Source organism: Rhizobium sp. BT04, from assembly GCF_030053135.1.
Lineage (GTDB): Bacteria > Pseudomonadota > Alphaproteobacteria > Rhizobiales > Rhizobiaceae > Rhizobium > Rhizobium binxianense.
Window position 1 is genome coordinate 4,000,846 of record NZ_CP125652.1, and the last position, 18,982, is coordinate 4,019,827.

The 18,982-nt window shown below is 59.8% G+C and carries 18 protein-coding genes; 5 read left to right on the forward strand and 13 right to left on the reverse strand.

The genetic code is table 11. The features are described 5' to 3' along the window. Positions 1 to 17: 17 nt before the first annotated feature. From QMO82_RS27735 to QMO82_RS27750, 4 genes are all read right to left on the reverse strand, one after another. Positions 18 to 941, reverse strand: coding sequence for a pirin family protein (locus QMO82_RS27735; protein ID WP_183605910.1), 924 nt, complete (start codon positions 939 to 941; stop codon positions 18 to 20). 210 nt (positions 942 to 1,151) lie between these two features. Then, on the reverse strand, positions 1,152 to 1,919 hold the full coding sequence (locus QMO82_RS27740) for an SDR family NAD(P)-dependent oxidoreductase (protein WP_183605911.1): 768 nt from the start codon (positions 1,917 to 1,919) through the stop codon (positions 1,152 to 1,154). 87 nt (positions 1,920 to 2,006) lie between these two features. Further along, a complete protein-coding gene (locus QMO82_RS27745; RefSeq protein WP_003545921.1) occupies positions 2,007 to 2,258 on the reverse strand; it encodes an exodeoxyribonuclease VII small subunit in 252 nt (83 codons plus the stop codon). A gap of 2 nt (positions 2,259 to 2,260) precedes the next feature. Continuing rightward, complete coding sequence (locus QMO82_RS27750; RefSeq protein WP_183605912.1) at positions 2,261 to 3,196, reverse strand: histone deacetylase family protein; 936 nt, start codon at positions 3,194 to 3,196, stop codon at positions 2,261 to 2,263. 243 nt (positions 3,197 to 3,439) lie between these two features. Between QMO82_RS27750 and QMO82_RS27755 the strand changes: the two genes are divergently transcribed. Continuing rightward, positions 3,440 to 3,841: a thioesterase family protein gene (locus QMO82_RS27755; RefSeq protein ID WP_097619390.1), complete on the forward strand. Its 402-nt coding sequence runs from the start codon at positions 3,440 to 3,442 to the stop codon at positions 3,839 to 3,841. Positions 3,842 to 3,940: 99 nt separating this feature from the next. Here the strand turns inward: QMO82_RS27755 and QMO82_RS27760 are convergent, their stop codons facing one another. Continuing rightward, positions 3,941 to 4,330, reverse strand: a complete 390-nt coding sequence (locus QMO82_RS27760; RefSeq protein WP_312865055.1) for a cupin domain-containing protein — start codon at positions 4,328 to 4,330, stop codon at positions 3,941 to 3,943. A gap of 349 nt (positions 4,331 to 4,679) precedes the next feature. Here QMO82_RS27760 and QMO82_RS27765 point away from each other — a divergent pair, with 349 nt between their 5' ends. From QMO82_RS27765 to QMO82_RS27775, 3 genes are all read left to right on the forward strand, one after another. Beyond that, the gene (locus QMO82_RS27765) at positions 4,680 to 6,224 is read left to right on the forward strand and encodes a methionine--tRNA ligase (RefSeq protein WP_183605913.1); all 1,545 of its coding nucleotides are present in this window, start codon (positions 4,680 to 4,682) and stop codon (positions 6,222 to 6,224) included. Positions 6,225 to 6,392: 168 nt separating this feature from the next. Further along, positions 6,393 to 6,614: a hypothetical protein gene (locus tag QMO82_RS27770; RefSeq protein ID WP_183605914.1), complete on the forward strand. Its 222-nt coding sequence runs from the start codon at positions 6,393 to 6,395 to the stop codon at positions 6,612 to 6,614. A gap of 232 nt (positions 6,615 to 6,846) precedes the next feature. Next, complete coding sequence (locus tag QMO82_RS27775) at positions 6,847 to 7,986, forward strand: acyltransferase (RefSeq protein ID WP_183605915.1); 1,140 nt, start codon at positions 6,847 to 6,849, stop codon at positions 7,984 to 7,986. A 260-nt stretch (positions 7,987 to 8,246) separates the two neighbouring features. Here the strand turns inward: QMO82_RS27775 and QMO82_RS27780 are convergent, their stop codons facing one another. The 7 genes from QMO82_RS27780 to QMO82_RS27810 all read right to left on the reverse strand — a co-directional run bounded on the left by QMO82_RS27780 (position 8,247) and on the right by QMO82_RS27810 (position 16,205). Continuing rightward, entirely contained in the window at positions 8,247 to 9,386 is a 1,140-nt protein-coding gene (locus QMO82_RS27780) for a PAS domain-containing sensor histidine kinase (protein WP_183605916.1), read from the reverse strand. Next, positions 9,386 to 10,174 (reverse strand): alpha/beta fold hydrolase, encoded by a 789-nt coding sequence (locus QMO82_RS27785; RefSeq protein WP_183605917.1) that lies wholly within the window; start codon positions 10,172 to 10,174, stop codon positions 9,386 to 9,388. The genes QMO82_RS27780 and QMO82_RS27785 overlap by 1 nt, the downstream gene beginning before the upstream one ends. Before the next feature lie 163 nt (positions 10,175 to 10,337). After that, positions 10,338 to 10,673, reverse strand: coding sequence for a response regulator (locus QMO82_RS27790; RefSeq protein WP_246718181.1), 336 nt, complete (start codon positions 10,671 to 10,673; stop codon positions 10,338 to 10,340). A 47-nt stretch (positions 10,674 to 10,720) separates the two neighbouring features. Further along, positions 10,721 to 13,855, reverse strand: coding sequence for a chemotaxis protein CheB (locus tag QMO82_RS27795; RefSeq protein ID WP_183605919.1), 3,135 nt, complete (start codon positions 13,853 to 13,855; stop codon positions 10,721 to 10,723). A 479-nt stretch (positions 13,856 to 14,334) separates the two neighbouring features. Then, positions 14,335 to 14,898, reverse strand: a complete 564-nt coding sequence (locus QMO82_RS27800; protein WP_183605920.1) for a biotin transporter BioY — start codon at positions 14,896 to 14,898, stop codon at positions 14,335 to 14,337. A gap of 24 nt (positions 14,899 to 14,922) precedes the next feature. Further along, positions 14,923 to 15,531 carry an energy-coupling factor transporter transmembrane protein EcfT gene (locus QMO82_RS27805; protein WP_183605921.1) on the reverse strand — a complete coding sequence of 203 codons (609 nt, stop codon included), beginning with the start codon at positions 15,529 to 15,531 and terminating at the stop codon, positions 14,923 to 14,925. Next, a complete protein-coding gene (locus tag QMO82_RS27810) occupies positions 15,531 to 16,205 on the reverse strand; it encodes an energy-coupling factor ABC transporter ATP-binding protein (RefSeq protein WP_183605922.1) in 675 nt (224 codons plus the stop codon). The genes QMO82_RS27805 and QMO82_RS27810 overlap by 1 nt, the downstream gene beginning before the upstream one ends. A gap of 332 nt (positions 16,206 to 16,537) precedes the next feature. On the opposite strand from QMO82_RS27810, the gene QMO82_RS27815 reads away from it, so the two are divergent. Next, entirely contained in the window at positions 16,538 to 17,728 is a 1,191-nt protein-coding gene (locus QMO82_RS27815; protein WP_183605923.1) for a winged helix-turn-helix domain-containing protein, read from the forward strand. A 143-nt stretch (positions 17,729 to 17,871) separates the two neighbouring features. Here QMO82_RS27815 and ribB read toward each other — a convergent pair whose 3' ends face one another. Beyond that, positions 17,872 to 18,975, reverse strand: coding sequence for a 3,4-dihydroxy-2-butanone-4-phosphate synthase (gene ribB, locus QMO82_RS27820; RefSeq protein ID WP_183605924.1), 1,104 nt, complete (start codon positions 18,973 to 18,975; stop codon positions 17,872 to 17,874). Positions 18,976 to 18,982: the final 7 nt, after the last annotated feature.

The following is an 18,982-nucleotide window of genomic DNA, read 5'->3' on the forward strand; positions in this document are numbered from 1 at the left end:
TGCTCTATTTCGTCAGGTCAGCCTTCCGGCAAAGGCACGAATTCTTCTTCGTCGCCGGGAACGATATCGAAGCGGCCGGTGCGCCATTCCTCCTTGGCTTTTTCGATCCGCTCCTTCGAGGAGGACACGAAATTCCACCAGATATAACGCTTCGAATTGAGCGCCGCGCCGCCGAAGAGCATCAGGTGACAGCCATCGCTGCCCGCTTCCAGCGTGATCGCATCGCCCGGCCGGAAGACCAGCAGCTGGTCGGCGGCAAAACGGTCGCCTGCGATCACGACTTCACCCGAGAGCACGTAGACGGCGCGCTCCTCATGCGCCGCGCCGAAGGGAAATTTGGCGCCGGGCTGCAGGTCGAGATCGACATAGAGCGTATCGGAGAAAACGCCGACGGGCGACGTCATGCCTTCGAACGAGCCGATGACCACACGCCCGCGCGCGCCTGCCGTCTCGATCAGTGGCATTGCCGATTTTTCCGTATGGGCGAAGGACGGGTCGATCTCCTCCTTGTCGTCTGGCAGCGCCAGCCAGGTCTGCAGCCCCGACATCAGCAGCGGATGGCCGCGGAGATTATCGGGCGTGCGCTCGGAATGCACGATGCCGCGCCCCGCCGTCATCAGGTTGATATCGCCGGGACGGATGACCTTCTCGGTGCCGAGGCTGTCACGATGGCGGATCTCGCCGTCGAACAGATAGGTGACCGTCGACAGCCCGATATGCGGATGCGGCTTGACGTCGAGCGCCTCATTCGGCTTCAGGATCGCCGGCCCCATGCGGTCGAAGAAGATGAACGGCCCGACCAGCCGCCGCTGCCGGCTGGGCAGCGCCCGCCGCACCTGAAAGCCGCCGATATCGCTGGTGCGCGGGATGATCAGGTTCTCGATCGCGTCGCAGGCGAAGGCATCGCCGGGCAGGGGGTCTTTACCGGGAAAGAAGGACATCAGGGATCTCCGATCACTACAGTGCCGCGCGTCTTTCAGACGCGCAAAGGGATGCTATAGTTTTGAATTGCTGCATAATTTCTCCCTAAATCGATCCCGATCTAAGGAATGAGGCAGTAGCGCATCGACCAGGGATAGCAATTAGCGCGCCGCACGTCCAACGGGACGTGCCAAGGACGCCCTAACTTTGAAGCGCGCCGCACGGATGGCTCAGATCGCCGTGAAGCCATTGTCGACGAAGAGATGGGCGCCGTTGACGAAACTCGACTCTTCGCTGGCGAGATAAAGCGCCGCCCGCGCCACATCCTCCGGCTCGCCGATCCGCCCCTGCTGCGCGGCAATGGCGGCATCGGACACATCGACGCCGAGCGCCTGCAGGTCGGCCACCTCGCGCAGGCCATGCGGTGTGCGGATGAAGCCGGGGCAGACGGCGTTGCAGCGGATGTTGCGATCACGGAATTCCACCGCGATGGCGCGGGCAAACATATGCACCGCCCCTTTGGTCGTGTCGTAGAGCACTTCCATCGGCGTGGCGGCGACCGCCGAGATCGACGAGGTGCAGACGATCGATCCGCCGCCGCTCGCAATCATCTTCGGCAGCACCGCTTTGGTCATCAGGAACATCGAGCGCACATTGACGGCGTGCAGCCAGTCCCATTCCTGCAGCGTCGTTTCGAGGAAAGGTTTGATGACGATGGTGCCGGCATGATTGAAAAGCACGGTGACGGCGCCATAGCGTTCCTCCACACCGGCGACGGCGGTATTGACGGCGGTTTCGTCCGAGACATCGGCAGTCCAGCAATCGGCCTCGCCGCCGGCCTCACGGATCGCTTGGACAGTCTCGGCTGCCGCTTGGCCATTGCGGTCGATGATCGCAACACGCGCGCCTTCGGCGGCAAAAAGCTTCGAGGCGGCACCACCCATGCCGGTTGCGCCGCCCGAGATAATGGCGACCTTGCCCTTCAATCTGTCCGTCATTGCCTTGTCCCCTCATCGTTTTGGATGGGGATCATAGATCGGTCTGAAGCCGATCGCCAAGCGCCTTCAAAGGGAGTTCGGTACGCCTCAGGCGCCGTCCAGCGGCTCAACGCCCTGCGGCTTGCCGGCGCGGTCGAGCCGGATCTTCTCGATGCGGTTTTCGGCGGCGGAAAGCAGCGTCTCGCAATGTTTTTTCAGCGCTTCGCCGCGCTCATAGATCTCGATCGATTCATCGAGCGCCACATCGCCGCGTTCCAGACGGGCGACGATGCTTTCGAGTTCGGCAACCGCCTTTTCGAAGGAAAGGCCGGATACCTCCGGCTTGGCGCTGTCAGTCATTCTCAACCCTTCATCATTCGCAGAATATGCATGCCCGCCGATTCGGCGAGTCCCTCGAGATCATAACCGCCTTCGAGCAGGCTGACGACCCGGTTCTTGGCGTGCCGGTCCGCGAGTTCGAGCACACGCCCGGTCGCCCAGTCGAAATCCTCACCGGTCAGATTGATCTGCGCCAAGGGATCGCGGTGATGCGCGTCGAAGCCGGCGGAGATGATGATCAGATCCGGCCGGAAATCGTCAAGCGCCGGCAGCACCCGCGATTTGAACGCCTCGCGGAAATGGTCGCTGCCGACATTCGGCGACAGCGGCGCATTGACGATGGTGTTGTGGGTGCCCTTCTCGTCCTTGGCGCCGCTGCCGGGATAGAGCGGCATCTGGTGCGTCGAGCAGAACAGCACCGAGGCATCGTCCCAGAAGATATCCTGGGTGCCGTTGCCGTGGTGCACGTCCCAGTCGACGATGGCGATGCGCTCGGCGCCATGGATCTTCTGCGCATGGCGGGCGGCGATTGCGGCATTGTTGAAGAAGCAGAAGCCCATCGCCGTCATCTTCTCGGCATGGTGTCCCGGCGGGCGGGCGGCGACGAAGACATTGTCGGCCCGGCCGGTAAAGACGTCGTCCACCGCCGCCATCGCCCCGCCGATGCCGGTCAGCGCCGCCTGCAGGCTTTTACTGCTGGCATAGGTATCGGCTTCGATCTGGTTGATCTCACCGTCTTCCTCAGGGATCTCCCGCATGACGGCGATGAGATGCTCTTCGGGATGGGCCAGCAGCACCGCATCCTCGCTCGCCTGCGGCGCCTGCCGGCGCTCCAGCCGCTCGAAATTCGGATGTTCCAGCGCGACGTTGATGGCGCGGATCCTGTCCGATCGCTCCGGATGGCCGGCGGGCGTCACGTGTTCCAGGAAGATCGGATGTTGATAAAGACGGGTGCTCATGGAGACACTCTATCGGTCGCTTATGTCATGTGCCACAGCAGATGGGGCATTGCCCGACGATTTCAACAAGCACGCTTGTCGCGCCGTCCGACCATCCGCTGCATCATTGTGTCTTTGTGCCGTTTACTTCGGGGACGCTGTAACACTTTGAACTGTTGCATAATTTTGTCTTTAAATCGGTTTCGATCCAAGGAATTATGCAGTATTGTCGTCCATGGGGAATTTTGTAAGGCAGTTGCGTTGATGAGTCAGTCGAAGCGTCCTGATGTGACGGACATGCGCGTGCCGTTTCGCGATGTCGATATGAACGGCCGGATGTTTCTGGCCTCCTATATTTCTTATGCCGAATCCGTGCTTGCAACCTTCTGGTCGTCGCGGCCCGATGTCGATGACGAACCGGTCTATAGCCCCAGCAAGGTTTCCTGCATGCTCCACCGTCCGCTGCACTATGACGAGCCGGTAACCTTCACCGCCACCGTCGACAAGATCGGCGTCCGCTCCATCGGCTTCCTCATTGCGGTCGAGACGGGCGACGAGCGCGCCGCCGAGGTGGAAATCATCTGGCAGGCCCACGCGCCCGAAGACCAGTCGCCGGCCTCGTTGCCGGAGGAAACGCGCGACTGGCTGTATCGGTTCTTGGATTAGGGTGTTGTGTAGCGGCTGGGATGCCCTTTCGTTTTCAAAATGTGCGTAATACCAAAGATCGATTCCGGTGTTGATGCCTGCCTAGGATTTTTGCAGCAACTACTCTGATGATGGGAGCCAGCGCCGGACAGGTTCAGAGGAGCCTTCAAACGTTGCCTCGAAACTTGCTGACGCGAGAACAGCATGTATATGAAGGATCGCCGAGCCAACGTTTCGGAAGCCATGTTTCCGATGCGCTGGGACAATAAGCGATTGGCCGCTGGTTAGGATCATATGATCCTCATCGATCCACATCTCGGTTTTCCCTGCGATCACGGTAAGGACTTCCTCCGCAGAATGCCAATGCGTTGGTGCTCCGACTTTGGGCGCTACCCATTGTTCGAATATGCAAAGCGCCGTTGCGCCGTTGCAGGCTGAAATGTGCATCCGGGTTTCAACGCCAACGCGCCACGCCTCGCAGGCACTATTGCCGTGATCGATCACATTCATAGAATTCGCCCCTAAATTCGAGTCTGGTGGTATCACATTGTTCACCCCAGGGACTGTACCAGAGTCGCTTCATTGGTTTGACTCCCGCGGCCCCCGTTTTGTCCGCAACGGCTCCGTGACAAAGCGGAAGCATCATGCCCGGTCAAAGCGCGCGCTTGTTCGAAACGGCAGTTGATGCTAGGTAAATTGCATGGACAACACCGTGATCAGCACTTTCGTGATGATGATGCCGCGCTCATAGCGTGGCGGGTTTCGTGGGTCCAGAATGCACCAGCGACCGCCCTCGAGGCGGTCTTTTCATGGGTCGATCCGTCTCGCGGGCAATAACAGCCTTCGAAAGGAAACGCCGATGAACAAGATCTACATCACCACCTCGATACCCTATGTGAATGCCGCTCCGCATGTGGGCTTCGCTCTCGAACTCGTCCAGGCCGATGCCTATGCCCGCCATTTCCGCCTTCTCGGCCACGATATCAGGTTCCAGTGCGGAACCGACGATAACAGCCTGAAGAATGTCAGGTCGGCAGAAGCCGCGGGACAACAGGTGAGGGACTTCGTCAATGCCAACGCCGACCGGTTCGAGCGCCTTGGCGGCCTGCTCGATATCTCCAACGAGGAATTCGTCCGCACCTCGCGCGATCCGAGGCATATTGCCTGCGTTCACGCTTTGTGGGGGGCCTGCGCTGGCAATGGCGACCTCTATCGCAAGGCCTATGAGGGCCTCTATTGCGTCGGTTGCGAGCAATTTTACGAGCCGTCGGAACTCGATGACGGGCGCTGCTCGGAACACGGCATTGCCCTCGAGACCATCCGTGAGGAGAACTGGTTCTTCCAGCTCTCGCGATACGGCGACCGGCTGCTTGAGCTCGTCGAGACCGGCGAGCTTCGGATCGTTCCAGCCCATCGTCGCAACGAGGTCCTTGCCCTGCTGCGGCGTGGCCTGAGCGACATCAGCGTGTCGCGCAGTTCGGAGCGGGCGCGTGGCTGGGGCGTGCCCGTCCCCGATGGAGATGAGGTCGTCTACGTCTGGTTCGATGCCTTGGCGAACTACCTCACCGGTCTCAGCCACGGGTCCGATCCAACCCTCTCGCAGCACTATTGGAACGGCGGCCAACGCATCCACGTCGTCGGCAAGGGCATCTCCAAGTTCCACGCCATCTACTGGCCGGCCATCCTGCTGTCCGCAGGCCTGCCGCCGCCATCGTCGATCCTGGTGCACGGCTACGTCACGGTGGACGGCAGGAAGATCGGCAAGTCGGCCGGCAACGGCATCGATCCGGAAGGCATCATCCAATCCTACGAAACACCGGATGCACTGCGATATTACCTGCTCCGGCATATACGCTCGGGTGACGATGGCGATTTCTCAGACGACCGTCTGGAAGCCGCCTGGTCGGGAGAGTTGGCAGGGCAGCTCGGAAATCTCGCCAACCGGGTGCTTGCCCTTCTGTCTACCTCGTTCAACGGCATCGTTCCGCCGGTGCCAGACAATGAGTTCGTCGAGGTTGCCGCCCGCCTTCCGGAGAAGGTGGCCCAGGCCTTCGATGCCTACGAACTCCATGTCGGCCTCGCGGATATTTTCGAGTTTGTCGGCGCGGCGAACAGGCGGTTTACACAACGCGCACCATGGGCGGATGCAAAAGCGCTGCTTGGCGATCTCACGCCGGAGGATCGGAAGGCGACCGCCGCGCATCTCGGCGCTTGCCTGGCCGAACAGGTCTTCGGCCTTGCAATCATCGCCCGCTGCCTCCTGCCGTTCCTGCCGGGGTCGGCCGCAAAGCTGCATTCCAGGCTGGGAATACCGTCTCCGCGCCTCTATCGAGACACCTTGATCGTGGGTGGGGTCAAAGCCGCTCCGCAAGCCGTCCTCTTTCCGCAAAGAGCGGCGGCTTGAAGGGGAATCAGCCCGAGATCCTCTGCGCTGCAACTTAGGCAGCGCAGAGTTTTGACGTGATCCAGAGTGTCATGAAAGTTTCATATTCAGCCTATTTCCGGGAGCGGGAAAATAATCTACTATTTTAGTCAGGAAACGAGATTTCCTGAAACAACGAAAGGATACTGATTGGAGACATTTCTTGTGGTTACCGCGCTCGTTGGAGGCTTCGCACTGATCTTTGCGCTGATCGCAAGGGCAGAAAGAGGCGCCACCACCCAGACCACCGCAAACACCAAGCGCAGGTGGGGCAATTCGGGAGGCTCAGGCGATGGAGGTGGAGGCTGGTTCGACGCCTCAGGCGACGGCGGCTGTGATGGCGGTGGCGGAGATGGCGGAGGAGGAGACTAAATCAAACTGAAATCGATAGAATGCCCGACCGCCTCAAGGCGGTTTTTTGTTACCCGGATTTCGGGCCGGGCCGTGACGACAATAGACCGGAACGTAGACAGGGTTGCCGAAGCTATCTGACGGGCAAATGGACTAGCTGATCCACACTCATAAATCCTACGCCAACTGCGAGTATCTTGCGCCAATATCCAAGTCCAGGTAGTAGTGGACTAGGTTTTGGGGGAAAATCGCTATGGTAAAATCTGAAGCCGGCAGCCCGTATATTTACGGCATCGACGCACTAAGATTTGTGTGTGCGTTGATGGTAACGATGTTTCATCTTGGATTTGCTTCCTGGGCTTCGCCCTTATATCTAAGACCCTACAAAATGCCCCTGATTGAGAATGTTGCCCAGCCCGGATGGGTGGGCGTCGAATTGTTCTTCGTCATATCAGGGCTCGTTATCGTCAACTCTGCCGCTGCCGCCACTGCGATGTCGTTTCTCAAGGGGCGAATTCTGCGGCTCTATCCAGCAGTATGGATTTGTGCGTCACTGACGCTGATTGTCATTGCAACTCAAGATGTTAACAGACGCATCATCAAGAACTATCTGCGGTCGATCACCCTCTACCCTGGCGGGCCATGGATCGATGGCCAATATTGGACCTTGGCCTGTGAGATCTGTTTCTACGCGCTTGTCTTCATCATGTGTGCGATGGGTCAGAAGGCGAGGATGCCTGCCCTGGCGCTCGGCCTGTCGCTGGCCAGCACGGTTTTTATCGCTCTGTTAAACGCCTTTCCTGATTCAGACATTCTGGCCATATTCACCGAGACCGCGTGGCGGGCGATCCCGTTTTACTACGGCTGCCAATTTGCGATTGGCATCTACATCTGGCTTTTGTCTCAAGGCCGGATGAGCCGAATTTCCTGGGTGGGTTTGATCTGCGCGCTGGTGACGGGGGCGGCTCAGATATACATGGCAGGCGAAAATACCAGCGAGCGCACTCTTGCCGCAGCTGGTCATTCCTTCTCGCCGTTTCCCGCAGTCGCAATCTGGGTGGCGGGGCTGATCTTCATCGTCGCAGGCGTGACCTATGCCAAGCAGATCAGTCGTCTGCCGACTGCCTTCCTTCAATCGGTCAAAACCCTCGGCTCGATGACCTACCCGCTCTATCTCTTGCATTTCGCGATCGGCGTCCAACTTCTCGACTGGCTGACCGATCTGGGGATGACACCGCTGTTGGCGCTGGCTTTGGCCGTTGCGATCGTCTGTGCAATGTCGCTGGCTGTGTGCAAATGGGGAGAGCCTCCCATCCGCAGCGTCTTGCGATTGGTCTTCGACAGGCTTGGGCAACGAATTGCTGGTTTTCAGACGAAAGAGTCTCGGGTTTAGGTGCGGCGAGTTTTGGATGATGTGACGGCGGCCGGCCGAGTCCTATCGTAGCGTGAAAACCCGTGGCTTCTGTCCCTCATCCGCCTGCCGGCACCTTCTCCCCGCAGGCGGGGCGAAGGGGTATGCCGCAACCTCTCCGTTTCCCACCGCCTGTCGCGTGGCACGTCCCCTCTACCCGTTTACGGAGAGAGAGTAGGGTGAGGGGCAGATGTTGTTCGAGACGGTGCCACCGCCAGGTCCGCATAGCCATCTTCAACGGATCAATCCAACGGCATCACAAAGGTGAAGCGCGTCTCGTCGTCATCGGAACTGACCGTGATCGTCCCGCCATGGGCGCGGGCGATTTCCGACGCGATGTGCAGACCCAGCCCCAACCCTCTCTGACTCGTGCCGGCTTCGCCTTTGAAGAAAGGCTGAAAAAGCCGTGTCATCGCATCGCTGGAAATCGGCGCGCCGCCGTTGGCGATCCAAAGCTCCAGTCTTCCGTCGACGGTTGCCGCAGATAGCCGCACCGGTTCGTCCGGCGTCCCATGGGTCAGAGCATTTCCCAAGAGATTAGACACCAACTGGCCAATCCGGCTGCTGTCGCAATTTATAGGGCCGTCTAATTCGATGCTCACCTCAATCCTGCGGTCGAGGTGACTATAGCGGAGTTCGTCGATGACCTGCCGCAGGAGCGGCTCGAGCTGCTCCGCTCGCCTGTCGAGCTCGATGCCGCCACCCAATCGTGCGCGCGCGAAGTCGAGGACGTTGTCGATCAGGCCAGACATGCGAACGACGCTGCCCTGCATCAAATCGAGAACTTTCATCGAACGATCGGTCTGCTCTTCCTTTCGCAGCATACGCGCTGCAGCGGCAATCGAGGCAAGCGGGTTGCGCAGGTCATGGCCAAGGATGGCGATGAACTGCTCCCGCAACTCGGCGGTTTGCTGTTCGAAGTCGAGCTGGGATTTGACGATGGCGCCGGCAGCATCCGCCGCTGCGCGCGCGTCGACCAACTCCCGTTCATAACGGCGACGCTCGGCAGCCTGGAACATCGTCACACGGGTGAAAAGCAAGGCACCGTCTTCTGAGCGTCTTTCCATGGCATTGGCGAGCACAGGCAGTTTTCTGCCGTCCGCCGTCACGAGATCGAGGGCAACCTCATTGAAAAACCCTTGCATGCGCAGCAAAGGCGCAAAATGGGTTTCGTAGAATATACGGCCCGGCATGTTGAGCAGGTCATGAAGCCGTTTGCCGAGGAGCTGATCGGCAGGAATGCCGATCCAGGTCGACAGCGTTCTGTTCACCTTGACGATGCGCCCGTCCGGCTGCAGCGAAAGATAGCCGCATGGCGCGTTTTCGTACAAGTCCTCAAGGTCTTCCGCCGGCATGGAGATCTGCGTGTCGGGACCGCTCATCAGACGAACCACCGGATTGCAGAGATGACCTCGTCTGGAGCGCTGAGGTTAGGGCAGTGGCCACTCGCGTTCAGCACGACCAATTGACTGTTTGGGACCTGCTGATGGACGAATTCGCCGACCTCTTCGGAGGCGATGATATCATCGCGGCATTGAAGGACCAGCGTTCTGGCGGTGACCTGCGGAAGGTCGCTGCGATTGTCTGAGGTGAAGGTCACCCGTGCAAACGCCTTGGCGATCTCAGGATCGGTGCGGCAGAAACTATTTGTCAGCTCTTCGCTAAGTTCCGGTCGATCGGGGTTGCCCATGATGGCGGGCGCCATGGCGGCAGACCACCCCAAGTGATTGTCGTCCAACGATTTCAGCAGTTCGTCTATCTCAGCCGCGCTGAAGCCGCCGATATAATCACCGTCGTTGATATAGCGCGGCGACGGCCCGACAAGGATCAGGCTTTCAAACAGTTCCGGTGCCTCCAGCGACGCGATGACGCCAATCATCGCGCTGACGGAGTGCCCGACGAAGACCGTTTGCCTCAGGGCGAGCGCACGGCAAATTTCCACCAGGTCATCCGCATAACCCGACAAGGAAGAGTATTTTCCGGCATCATAAGCCGCAAGATCGGATCGTCCTGCGCCAACGTGATCGAACAGCACCGTCTTGAAGTCGCCCTCAAAAGCCGGCGCCACGAAGCGCCACATATTCTGGTCGCACCCGAATCCATGCGAAAAGATCATCGCACGCTGGCCATCACCCCGGACTTGAACATGATTTCGATCGATGACGGTCATCTCGTCCTCTTCCCTGCTTTCGCAGCGTGTTCCGCCTGTTTTGGAACGGGAAAGATCATCCAGGCAACGGCTTCGATGGTCGCGTCCTGCCGCAGCGCGGCATCGAGGTCATTCATCTCGGACGGGCGCGTAGAGGCTGGGTGGTGCGCGAGCCTTCCTCGCGTCAACGCATTTTTCGCTTCATCGCTTGGGCGCAGAGCAGCTTAATCTGTTCTTCTAGTTCGACGGTCGTAAACGGCTTCGTCAGGCGTGGCCTGTCGCGCATGTTTTCGGGCAAGGCCCAATCACCATAGCCGCTGGCGAAAACGAAAGGAATGTCGCGTTCCAGCAGTATTTCGGCAACGGGGAAGACCTGTCCTCCACGAATGGTCACATCCAAGATCGCTGCGTCCAGGCTCTCGGTGCTGGCGAGTTCAATCGCATCGACAAGCTTGGCAACGGGTCCGATGACCGTGCATCCAAGCGCCCTGAGAACGTCTTCCAGTTCGATCGCGATCAACAGTTCGTCTTCGACGACGAGGAGCCGGAAGCTGATTGTTTCAGAGTTCATTTTCCGACCCTCTGGCCGTCCCGGTTGAGGGCGAGGTGACCGATTTCACTGGTCAGAGGAATTTCGATGGTACAATGCACACCGGAGGGTAGAAACTCCCGCTTCACTTCGCCATCCAGATCATGGCTCACCGTGCGGTCGATCAACTTGGTGCCAAACCCGCTCCGCGTGGGCAGGCCTACGCTCGGACCACCTGTTTCCGCCCAGACGAAGATCAGTTTCGGATGGGTCGCATTCCCGTCAACACTCCATGTAGCCGAGAGATGACCGGAATCGACGGAAAGTGCCCCGTATTTGGACGCGTTGCTGGCAAGTTCGTGAATGGCCAACGCCAATGTCAGCCCCGCTCTTGGGGTAAGCGTAACCTCGGGGCCCCCCACGTTAATATTCATTCCGCGTTCGTCGTAAGGGGAAAGCTCGCGCCTGACGAGGTCTCGCAAGAATGCTTCGCTACGCCCCCCCTCTACGGTCAACAGGCTATGAGCGTTGGCGATTGCGGTTATACGCCCTTCAACGCTGGCCGCGAAGGCAGCCGGTGTTTCACTGGATTTCAAAGTCTGCCGAACGACAGACGAAACGACCGCCAGAATATTTTTCACGCGGTGGTCGAGTTCGTTCATGATGAGAGCGGTATGGCGTTCCGTTTCCTTGCGGCCGCTGATATCCACGAACGTCAACACGACGCCATCAATTGTATTCTCGACTGTCCTATAGGGGCGAATGCGCAAGATGAAAGTCGTGCTTTCGCAGGTAAGATGAACCTCGCGTTCCAGTATCGAGCGTTCGCTCACCACCTCCATCACATCGCGCCTCAGGTCGTGATAATCCAACAGCGTAACGATATCCGTGATCGGCCGCCCTCTGTCCTCGTCCCGCAAATGAAAGATTCCGGTCATTCGCGGTGTAAAGGATTTGATGCGTAACTCATTGTCCAAAAACAGCGTTGCAATCTCGGTGCTGTCGAGAAGATTCTTGATGTCGCTATTCACGCGTGCAAGCGCTTCGTTCTTGGCCGCCATCTCCGCGTTGATCGTCTGCAGTTCCTCGTTGACCGACTGCATTTCCTCCTTTGCCGTCTCCAGCTCTTCATTCGATGACTGAAGCTCTTCATTGACCGACTGATACTCCTCGGTCGCCGATTTCAACTCCTCGTTTGCCGCCTCCAATTCGTCGATGGTCGACAGGAGTTGCGTCTTTACCGTTCGCAACTCATGTTCGACGGCTCTGATGTCATCATCGGAACTCTCATCCGGGACGGTGGTGGCATGCCCGCTCGGCCCGGTGTCACGAAATACAACGAGGCAAATTCCAGGTTCGGTAGCTGGAATCGGCTCAACGATGACCGTGACGGTCTGATTGCGGCCATCGATCCTCAGCCCAATGCCGTCCTGAATCACCGGCCCCTTCGTTGCTATGGCTGTCCTCAGGGCAGCACGGACAATCGGCCGAAGAGATTTTCGGAGGATAACGAAAAGATTGAGGCTAGCGGTACCGGAGGATGGCTCGAGATAGCGGCCCGCTTCGCCACCCGAGAATTGCACTATGTCACCGTTTCCTTCGACAACCAGATAGGCGGGTGAGTATTTCTCCATCGCATGGCGGGCTTTTCTGGCGATGCGATCTTCTCCGGTGTAATTCACTCGGGCGTCATCGAGCGTTGCATTCGTGACGACCGCCGCTCCACTCCTTCGAAGATCGGGGATTACAGCATTCACGTCACGGCGCTGGAAGATGCGATGTTTTTTATCGAGACTGGAAAAGTAATTTGATTGCCGCGTCACGCCCTCGGACGGCCCGAGGAACAGGAGCCCACCTGATTTCAGAGCATAATGAAAGGTCTTGAGCACGCGATCTTGCAATGCGGCGTCCATGTAAATCAGCAGGTTGCGGCAGGAGACCAAATCGAGTTTCGAAAACGGTGGGTCTTTGACGACGCTCTGCACCGAAAAAATGCACATGTCGCGGATTTCCTTGATCGGGCAGAATTCGCCACCGTCTTCGGAAAACCAGCGCCCGAGTCGCTCGAGCGAAAGGCCGGTGGTATTGGAATAGCGGGCCGCTCTCCCAAAGGTCACCGCCCGTTCATCAATGTCGGTGGCAAATACCTGCACCTTCAGCGGCAGGCCCCGTCTGTCAATTGCCTCTTTCAGGAGGATCGCGATGGAATAGGCTTCCTCGCCGCTGGCGGAAGCAGGCACCCACACGCGGATCGTGTCATTGGCCGCCTTGCCGTCCAGAATCTTGGTGATGGCGAGATTCTGTAATGACTCAAAATACTGCGGATCGCGGAAGAATTGCGTAACGCCGATAAGAAGTTCACGAAAAAGCAGGTCCAGTTCGTGAGGTTCATCCTTGAGGCGGGCGGTGTAGACGGAGACCGAGTCGACCTGAAGGACCTGCATCCGGCGCTGAATTCTTCGTGTAAAAGTTCTTTCTTTGTAGTTGCTGAAATCGTGGCCGACTTTGGCCCTCAGAAGCTTCGCGATCGTTGGCAGATGCTCGGTCGCATCCAGCCGGGTTCCGTCCGCGTGTTTTTGCGACGCGACATGCTGCAAGTGCAGAAAATGGGACTTGAGACGCGCCGGCATTTCTTCAGCGCGCAACACCTCGTCAACGAATCCAGTCGCGACGGCGCTATGGGGCATACCGCCCTTCGCGGAGTGATCGAACTCGGCTTGAGCCATGGTAAGGCCGCCATTTTCTTTGACCGCGCTCAGCCCCAGGGCACCATCGCTTCCGGTACCAGCAAGTACGATGCAGACTGCATTTTCGCCCTGGTCGTCAGCGAGTGCGGAAAAGAAAGTGTCGATCGGTCTGCGATGCTCACGAGGAGGTGCAGGCACTTCTAGACGCAAGACGCCGCTTTCAATTGTCAGCGTAGCATTCGGCGGAATGACGAACACCTGATTGGCGATAACCGTCATTCCGTCTACGGCTTCCGTGACCAGCATTGACGTTGTTTTTCCGAGAAGCTCGGACAGCATGCTCCTATGGTCTGGAGCAAGGTGTTGGACCAGCACGAACGCCATACCACTGTCGGACGGCATGTGGCTGAAGAAAGCCTTGAACGCTTCGAGGCCACCAGCGGAAGCTCCGATTCCGACAATTAACGGTTTTGCTGCCACGTTCACGTCTATATCGCCTCCATGCGAATGCCCCGCGGAGCGACTGGCTTTCCCGTGTAAAGGCCGTTGCGACTTGGCGTCCGCCAGGTCATTTTTGCTCTTCTGACCTTCGAAATTCGGCAGCCCTCTTGGTCTTGAACCTGATATTGAGATGACGCTGCTAAGCAATCGAGTTCGGTTTGCGGGTTAAAGCAGCACCGTGCAGATGGTGGGACTGCACTCGCATGAGAACTCGTGATGATATAGAACTAGTTGCGGACAAGTGAAGGCCGGCCACGTGCCTGCGCCATGAATTGCATCCGGGGATCAGGGGCGCGCCTGGGGCTGATCGGGGTGCCGCTTCTCGGCACAGTATCCTCAGGAGGCGCCCCATCGCTCAACGACCATGGCTCCGCATTGAGCAAGGTCATCAGGCCGGGCAAATTCCCGATGGCCGCCTTCGGCGGCCATCGGGGCGTTTACTTGATAGGATCGGGCTTGATGCTCTACGCGCGCATCGGCAGCAGGGGATAGCCGACCATGACGGCGCGCCCGAGCAGGGCTGCGACGAAGGCCTTGATCACGTCGCCGGGAATGAAGGCCATCGAGCCGACGAAGGCTTTCGTGAAGCCCAGGCCGGCGACGGTGGCGAGATAGGTGATGCCGAAGGCGTAGAGCACGACGATGCCGCCGGCCATGGCGGTGAGGAAGAAGCTCACCGTCTGCACCAGGCCGGATTGCCGATCGTTGATCAGCCGCTCGCTGAGATAGCCAGTGACGAAGGCGGCAAAGATCCAGCCGATCAGGAAGCCCGCCGTCGGCGACGCGAAGACGGCAAGCCCGCCGCGGCCGCCGGAAAGCACCGGAAGACCGATGGCGACCAGCACCAGCACGATCAGCACGGCAATCGCGCCGCGCCGCGCGCCGAGCACGACGCCGGCCATCATGACACCGAGCGATTGCGCGGTGATCGGCACCGGAATGAAGCCGAGGTAAATCGGCGGCAGCAGGCCGAGCGCCACGATGATCGCGGCAAAGAGGGCGGTAAGAACGAGATCGCGAGTGCTCATCATGAATTCCATGTTTATAGGTCGTTAACTCACATGCCGCCGAATGCCGCGCGCGTCAATCGCCGCGGCAATATTATCCGCATCCCTGAGCGTCAGGATGATCAGCGGTGCAAGCAGCGTTATTGGCCGGGCCTTCAGCCCGCGGGCCCTGTGCGCCTCGCGAATCGCCTGATAACGGCCGACGATCTCAGGTACGAAACGCAGCACCAGCCCAAGCGCCAGGCCGATATCGTCGGCCTGCACCCAGCCTATGCGTTCGAGCGGGCGGGCAAGTGCGGTCACCTCGTCGATGAACTCGGTGATCGAGGTCGTCGCCGTCACGGTGGCGGCGAGCAGCATCAGCGCCGTCAGCCGCAGCAGCGGCACGAGCGCCTGCTGCCAGGGGTTGAAGATGAGGTTGAAGAGCGCCACGATCGCAATCGTCAGAAAGATCGGCCGCAGCCGCCCGAGGGCATCGGCAAGCGGCAGGCCGACCATGCTGTAGAGAACGGCCGTCAGCAGCACCGCGATCGAAAGCAGGACGAGATTCCCGCTGATGAACAGGAGGACGCCGAAGGCGGTCAGCGACAACAGCTTCAGCCGCGGCGAAAGCCGGTGCATCACGCTATTGCCTTCGACATAGAGCGACTGCATCAGGCGGCGATCTCCTTGTAGCGGGCGATCGCCTCGGCAGCCGGCGCATCCGCTGCAAGCCGCCCTTCATGAAACAGCAGCACCCGCTCAAAATCGGCAATCAGGTCCAGATCATGGGTGATGATGATGGCGCTTTCGTCAAGTCCGGCGATAATCTTCTCGACCAGCGCCCGGTTCTTGAGATCGAGCTGGTTTGTGGGTTCGTCGAGGATCAGAATGCCTGGCCCCGTCGCCAGCACCGAGCAGAGGGCGGCCACCTGCAGCTCTCCGCCGGAAAGCTCATGCGCCCGGCGATCGGCGAGCGCCTCAGCGCCGAAACGGGCCAGCACGCCCTCGACCTTCGCCTCGATCTCCGCCTTGGTGAAGCCGCGCCGCTTCAGCCCGAAGGCGATGTCGTCCCTGACGATCGGCAGGATGATCTGGTTCTGCGGCGATTGGAAGATGAAACCGACATCGGCCATAGCAGCTTTTTCATCGCTCGTATCGCGGCCGTTGACGCTGACGCGGCCGACCGACGGTTTGGTCAATCCGTTGATCAGCCGGGCGAACGTCGTCTTGCCCGAACCGTTCAGCCCGATGACGCCGATGCGTTTCCCACGGATGCCGAGCGTCAGCGGCTGCAGCGCCACCCGCGCCCCGAAACTGACCCCGGCACCTTCGAAACGAATATCCAAACCAATCCCTCGCATTTTTCATCGGAGGAGATTGCCGATGCCGGCCCCTCATCCGGCTGCCGCCACCAACCGGGGTCGAGCCACGTGTCTCGACCCGTCCTTCGGACCCCCGTAAACGGGGCGAAGGGACTATGCCGCAACCTCTCCGTTCCCCCGCCAACCTCTCGCAAGGCACGTCCCCTCTCCCCGTTTTTACGGGGAGAGGGTTAGGGTGAGGGGCAGCCGCTCGGCGCCAACCTGACAGCACTGCTTCTACAAAGCGCAAATCTCGCTGTCGATATCCGATCACGATATCGGGTGGCTAGGAAGATTTTCCGGATTATGATGTCGCCATGACGAATCTGCTTTCCAATTCCGACGCCCGCCGTGTCTTTCTTGCCAAGCAGGGCCTCAGCGCTCCACCGAACCGCGCCTTGACCAAGGCCGGCCTGCTGCAGCTCATCCATGAGCTGGGTTTCGTCCAGGTGGACAGCATCCAGACGGTGGAGCGAGCGCATCACCAGATCCTGTTTTCCCGCAACCAGACCTACAGGCGCGAGCATCTCACCGCGCTCCTCGAAAAGGACGGCGCGCTGTTCGAGCACTGGACGCATGACGCCTCCATTCTGCCGAGCGCCTTCTTCGTCTATTGGAAACACAAGTTCCGCCATCAGGAGAAGGTGATCGCCGAACGCTGGCGCAAATGGCGCGGCGAGGGCTTCGAGGCGGCTTTCGCGGAGACCTATGAGCGCGTTGAGCGCGACGGCGCGATCCTGGCGCGCGACATCAAGGCCGACGGCCACGTCTCCGGCGGCTGGTGGAACTGGCATCCGAACAAAACGGCGCTCGAATATTTCTGGCACACCGGCAAGTTCGCCATCGCCGGCCGCTCGAATTTCCAGAAGATCTATGACCTGGCGGAACGTGTCATCCCGGCCGAATTCCGCGAGCCGGAGGTGAGTCGCGAGGAGTTCGTCGACTGGGCCTGCCGCAGCGCGCTCGCTCGTCTCGGCTTTGCCACCCATGGCGAAATATCGGCCTTCTGGAACCTGGTCTCGCCCGATGAGGCCAAGGCCTGGGTCTCGGCCCATCGCGACGAGCTGATCGAAGTGCTGATCGAACCGGCGCTCGGGGCCAAGCCGCGGCCGTCCTGGGCCTTTGCCGATTTCCTCTCCACCCTCGACGATTACCCCGGCGCGCCGCCGCGCATCCGCGTGCTCAGCCCCTTCGACCCGATGATCCGCGACCGCAACCGCACCGAACGCCTGTTCGGCTTTTTCTACCGCATCGAGATTTTCGTGCCCGAGCCGAAGCGCGAATATGGCTACTATGTCTTCCCGCTGCTCGAAGGCGACCGGCTGATCGGCCGCATCGACATGAAGGCGGATCGGAAGAAATCGACGCTCGATGTCAAACGGCTCTGGCTGGAACCGGGCGTCAAGCCGTCGGCCGGACGGTTGGAGAGGCTGGAGGCGGAGCTGGATCGGATCGCGCGGTTTGCGGGTGTGGATAAGGTGGAGCTGCTCGACGGGTGGAGAGGGTAGTCGAACTACCCTCACTCCCTCATCCCTGTGCTTGTCACAGGGATCCAGCGCACCTAAGTCCTTGGGTGCGGGAAACTCTATTCGTAGAAGCAAATGAGTCATTCACGGCGCGGACGCGCCGTGGCTGGATTCCTCACGCCCGTTCAGCAAATCTCTGTCTTGCTGATCTTGATCCCGAAACCTTCCAGGCCGACATAGTGGCGTTCGCGGCTGGTCAGCAGTTTGATCGAGCTGACGCCGAGATCCCTGAGGATCTGGGCGCCGAGGCCGATTTCCAGCCATTCGCTGTCGCGCGTCTGGGCTTCGGCATGGGCTTCGCGGCCCTGGTTGCGGGCCTTCCGGCCATTGTCGGTGTGGCCGACGCCGACCGAGCCCTCGCGCAGATAGACGATGACGCCGCGGCCTTCCTCGGAAATTTTCTGCATGTAGAAATCGACCGGGCTGTTCTTGCCGAAGAGATCCTCGGCGACATTTTCCGGGTGCAGGCGCACCGGGATGTCGACGCCGTCGCGGATGTCGCCGAAGACGACGGCGAGATGCTGCATCGGGTCCCAGGGCAGGGAATAGGTATGGGCCTTGGCCTTGCCGAACGGCGTGTCGACGTCGAAGCTGGTGCCGAGTTCGATCAGCGTTTCCTTGCGCTGGCGATAGGCGATGAGATCGGCGACGGAGACGAGCTTCAGCCCGTGCTGCTCGGCGAAGTCGACCACCTGCGGGCCGCGCGTGACGGTGCCGTCATCGTTGACGAGTTCGGAGATGACGCCGATCGGCGGCAGGCCGGCGAGCTTGCAAAGGTCGACGGCGGCTTCGGTATGGCCGGAGCGCATCAGCACGCCGCCTTCGCGGGACACCAGCGGAAAGATGTGGCCGGGACGGACGAAATCGGCGGCACCGACATTCGGATTGGCAAGGTTGCGCACCGTCAGCGTCCGGTCGTCGGCGGAGATGCCGGTGGTCGTGCCGTGCTTGAAATCGACCGAGACGGTGAAAGCAGTCGTATGGGCAGAATCGTTTTCCGCCACCATGGCGTTGAGGTTGAGGCGCTTGGCCTCTTCCTTCGGCATCGGCGCGCAGACGATGCCGGAGGTGTGGCGCACGATGAAGGCCATCTTCTCCGGCGTCGTATGGACGGCGGCGACGATCAGGTCGCCTTCGTTTTCGCGGTCATTGTCGTCCATGACGACGACGATCTCGCCGGCCTCGAAGGCCCTGATGGCGTCGACGACGCGCTTCTGATCATAAGACATGAGGGCG

Coding starts and splice junctions, on each gene's coding strand:
- QMO82_RS27735 (WP_183605910.1), bottom strand. CDS start 941: ATGTCCTTCTTTCCCGGTAAAGACCCCCTGCCCGGCGATGCCTTCGCC.
- QMO82_RS27740 (WP_183605911.1), bottom strand. CDS start 1,919: ATGACGGACAGATTGAAGGGCAAGGTCGCCATTATCTCGGGCGGCGCA.
- QMO82_RS27745 (WP_003545921.1), bottom strand. CDS start 2,258: ATGACTGACAGCGCCAAGCCGGAGGTATCCGGCCTTTCCTTCGAAAAG.
- QMO82_RS27750 (WP_183605912.1), bottom strand. CDS start 3,196: ATGAGCACCCGTCTTTATCAACATCCGATCTTCCTGGAACACGTGACG.
- QMO82_RS27755 (WP_097619390.1), top strand. CDS start 3,440: ATGAGTCAGTCGAAGCGTCCTGATGTGACGGACATGCGCGTGCCGTTT.
- QMO82_RS27760 (WP_312865055.1), bottom strand. CDS start 4,330: ATGAATGTGATCGATCACGGCAATAGTGCCTGCGAGGCGTGGCGCGTT.
- QMO82_RS27765 (WP_183605913.1), top strand. CDS start 4,680: ATGAACAAGATCTACATCACCACCTCGATACCCTATGTGAATGCCGCT.
- QMO82_RS27775 (WP_183605915.1), top strand. CDS start 6,847: ATGGTAAAATCTGAAGCCGGCAGCCCGTATATTTACGGCATCGACGCA.
- QMO82_RS27780 (WP_183605916.1), bottom strand. CDS start 9,386: ATGAGCGGTCCCGACACGCAGATCTCCATGCCGGCGGAAGACCTTGAG.
- QMO82_RS27785 (WP_183605917.1), bottom strand. CDS start 10,174: ATGACCGTCATCGATCGAAATCATGTTCAAGTCCGGGGTGATGGCCAG.
- QMO82_RS27800 (WP_183605920.1), bottom strand. CDS start 14,898: ATGAGCACTCGCGATCTCGTTCTTACCGCCCTCTTTGCCGCGATCATC.
- QMO82_RS27805 (WP_183605921.1), bottom strand. CDS start 15,531: ATGCAGTCGCTCTATGTCGAAGGCAATAGCGTGATGCACCGGCTTTCG.
- QMO82_RS27815 (WP_183605923.1), top strand. CDS start 16,538: ATGACGAATCTGCTTTCCAATTCCGACGCCCGCCGTGTCTTTCTTGCC.
- ribB (WP_183605924.1), bottom strand. CDS start 18,975: ATGTCTTATGATCAGAAGCGCGTCGTCGACGCCATCAGGGCCTTCGAG.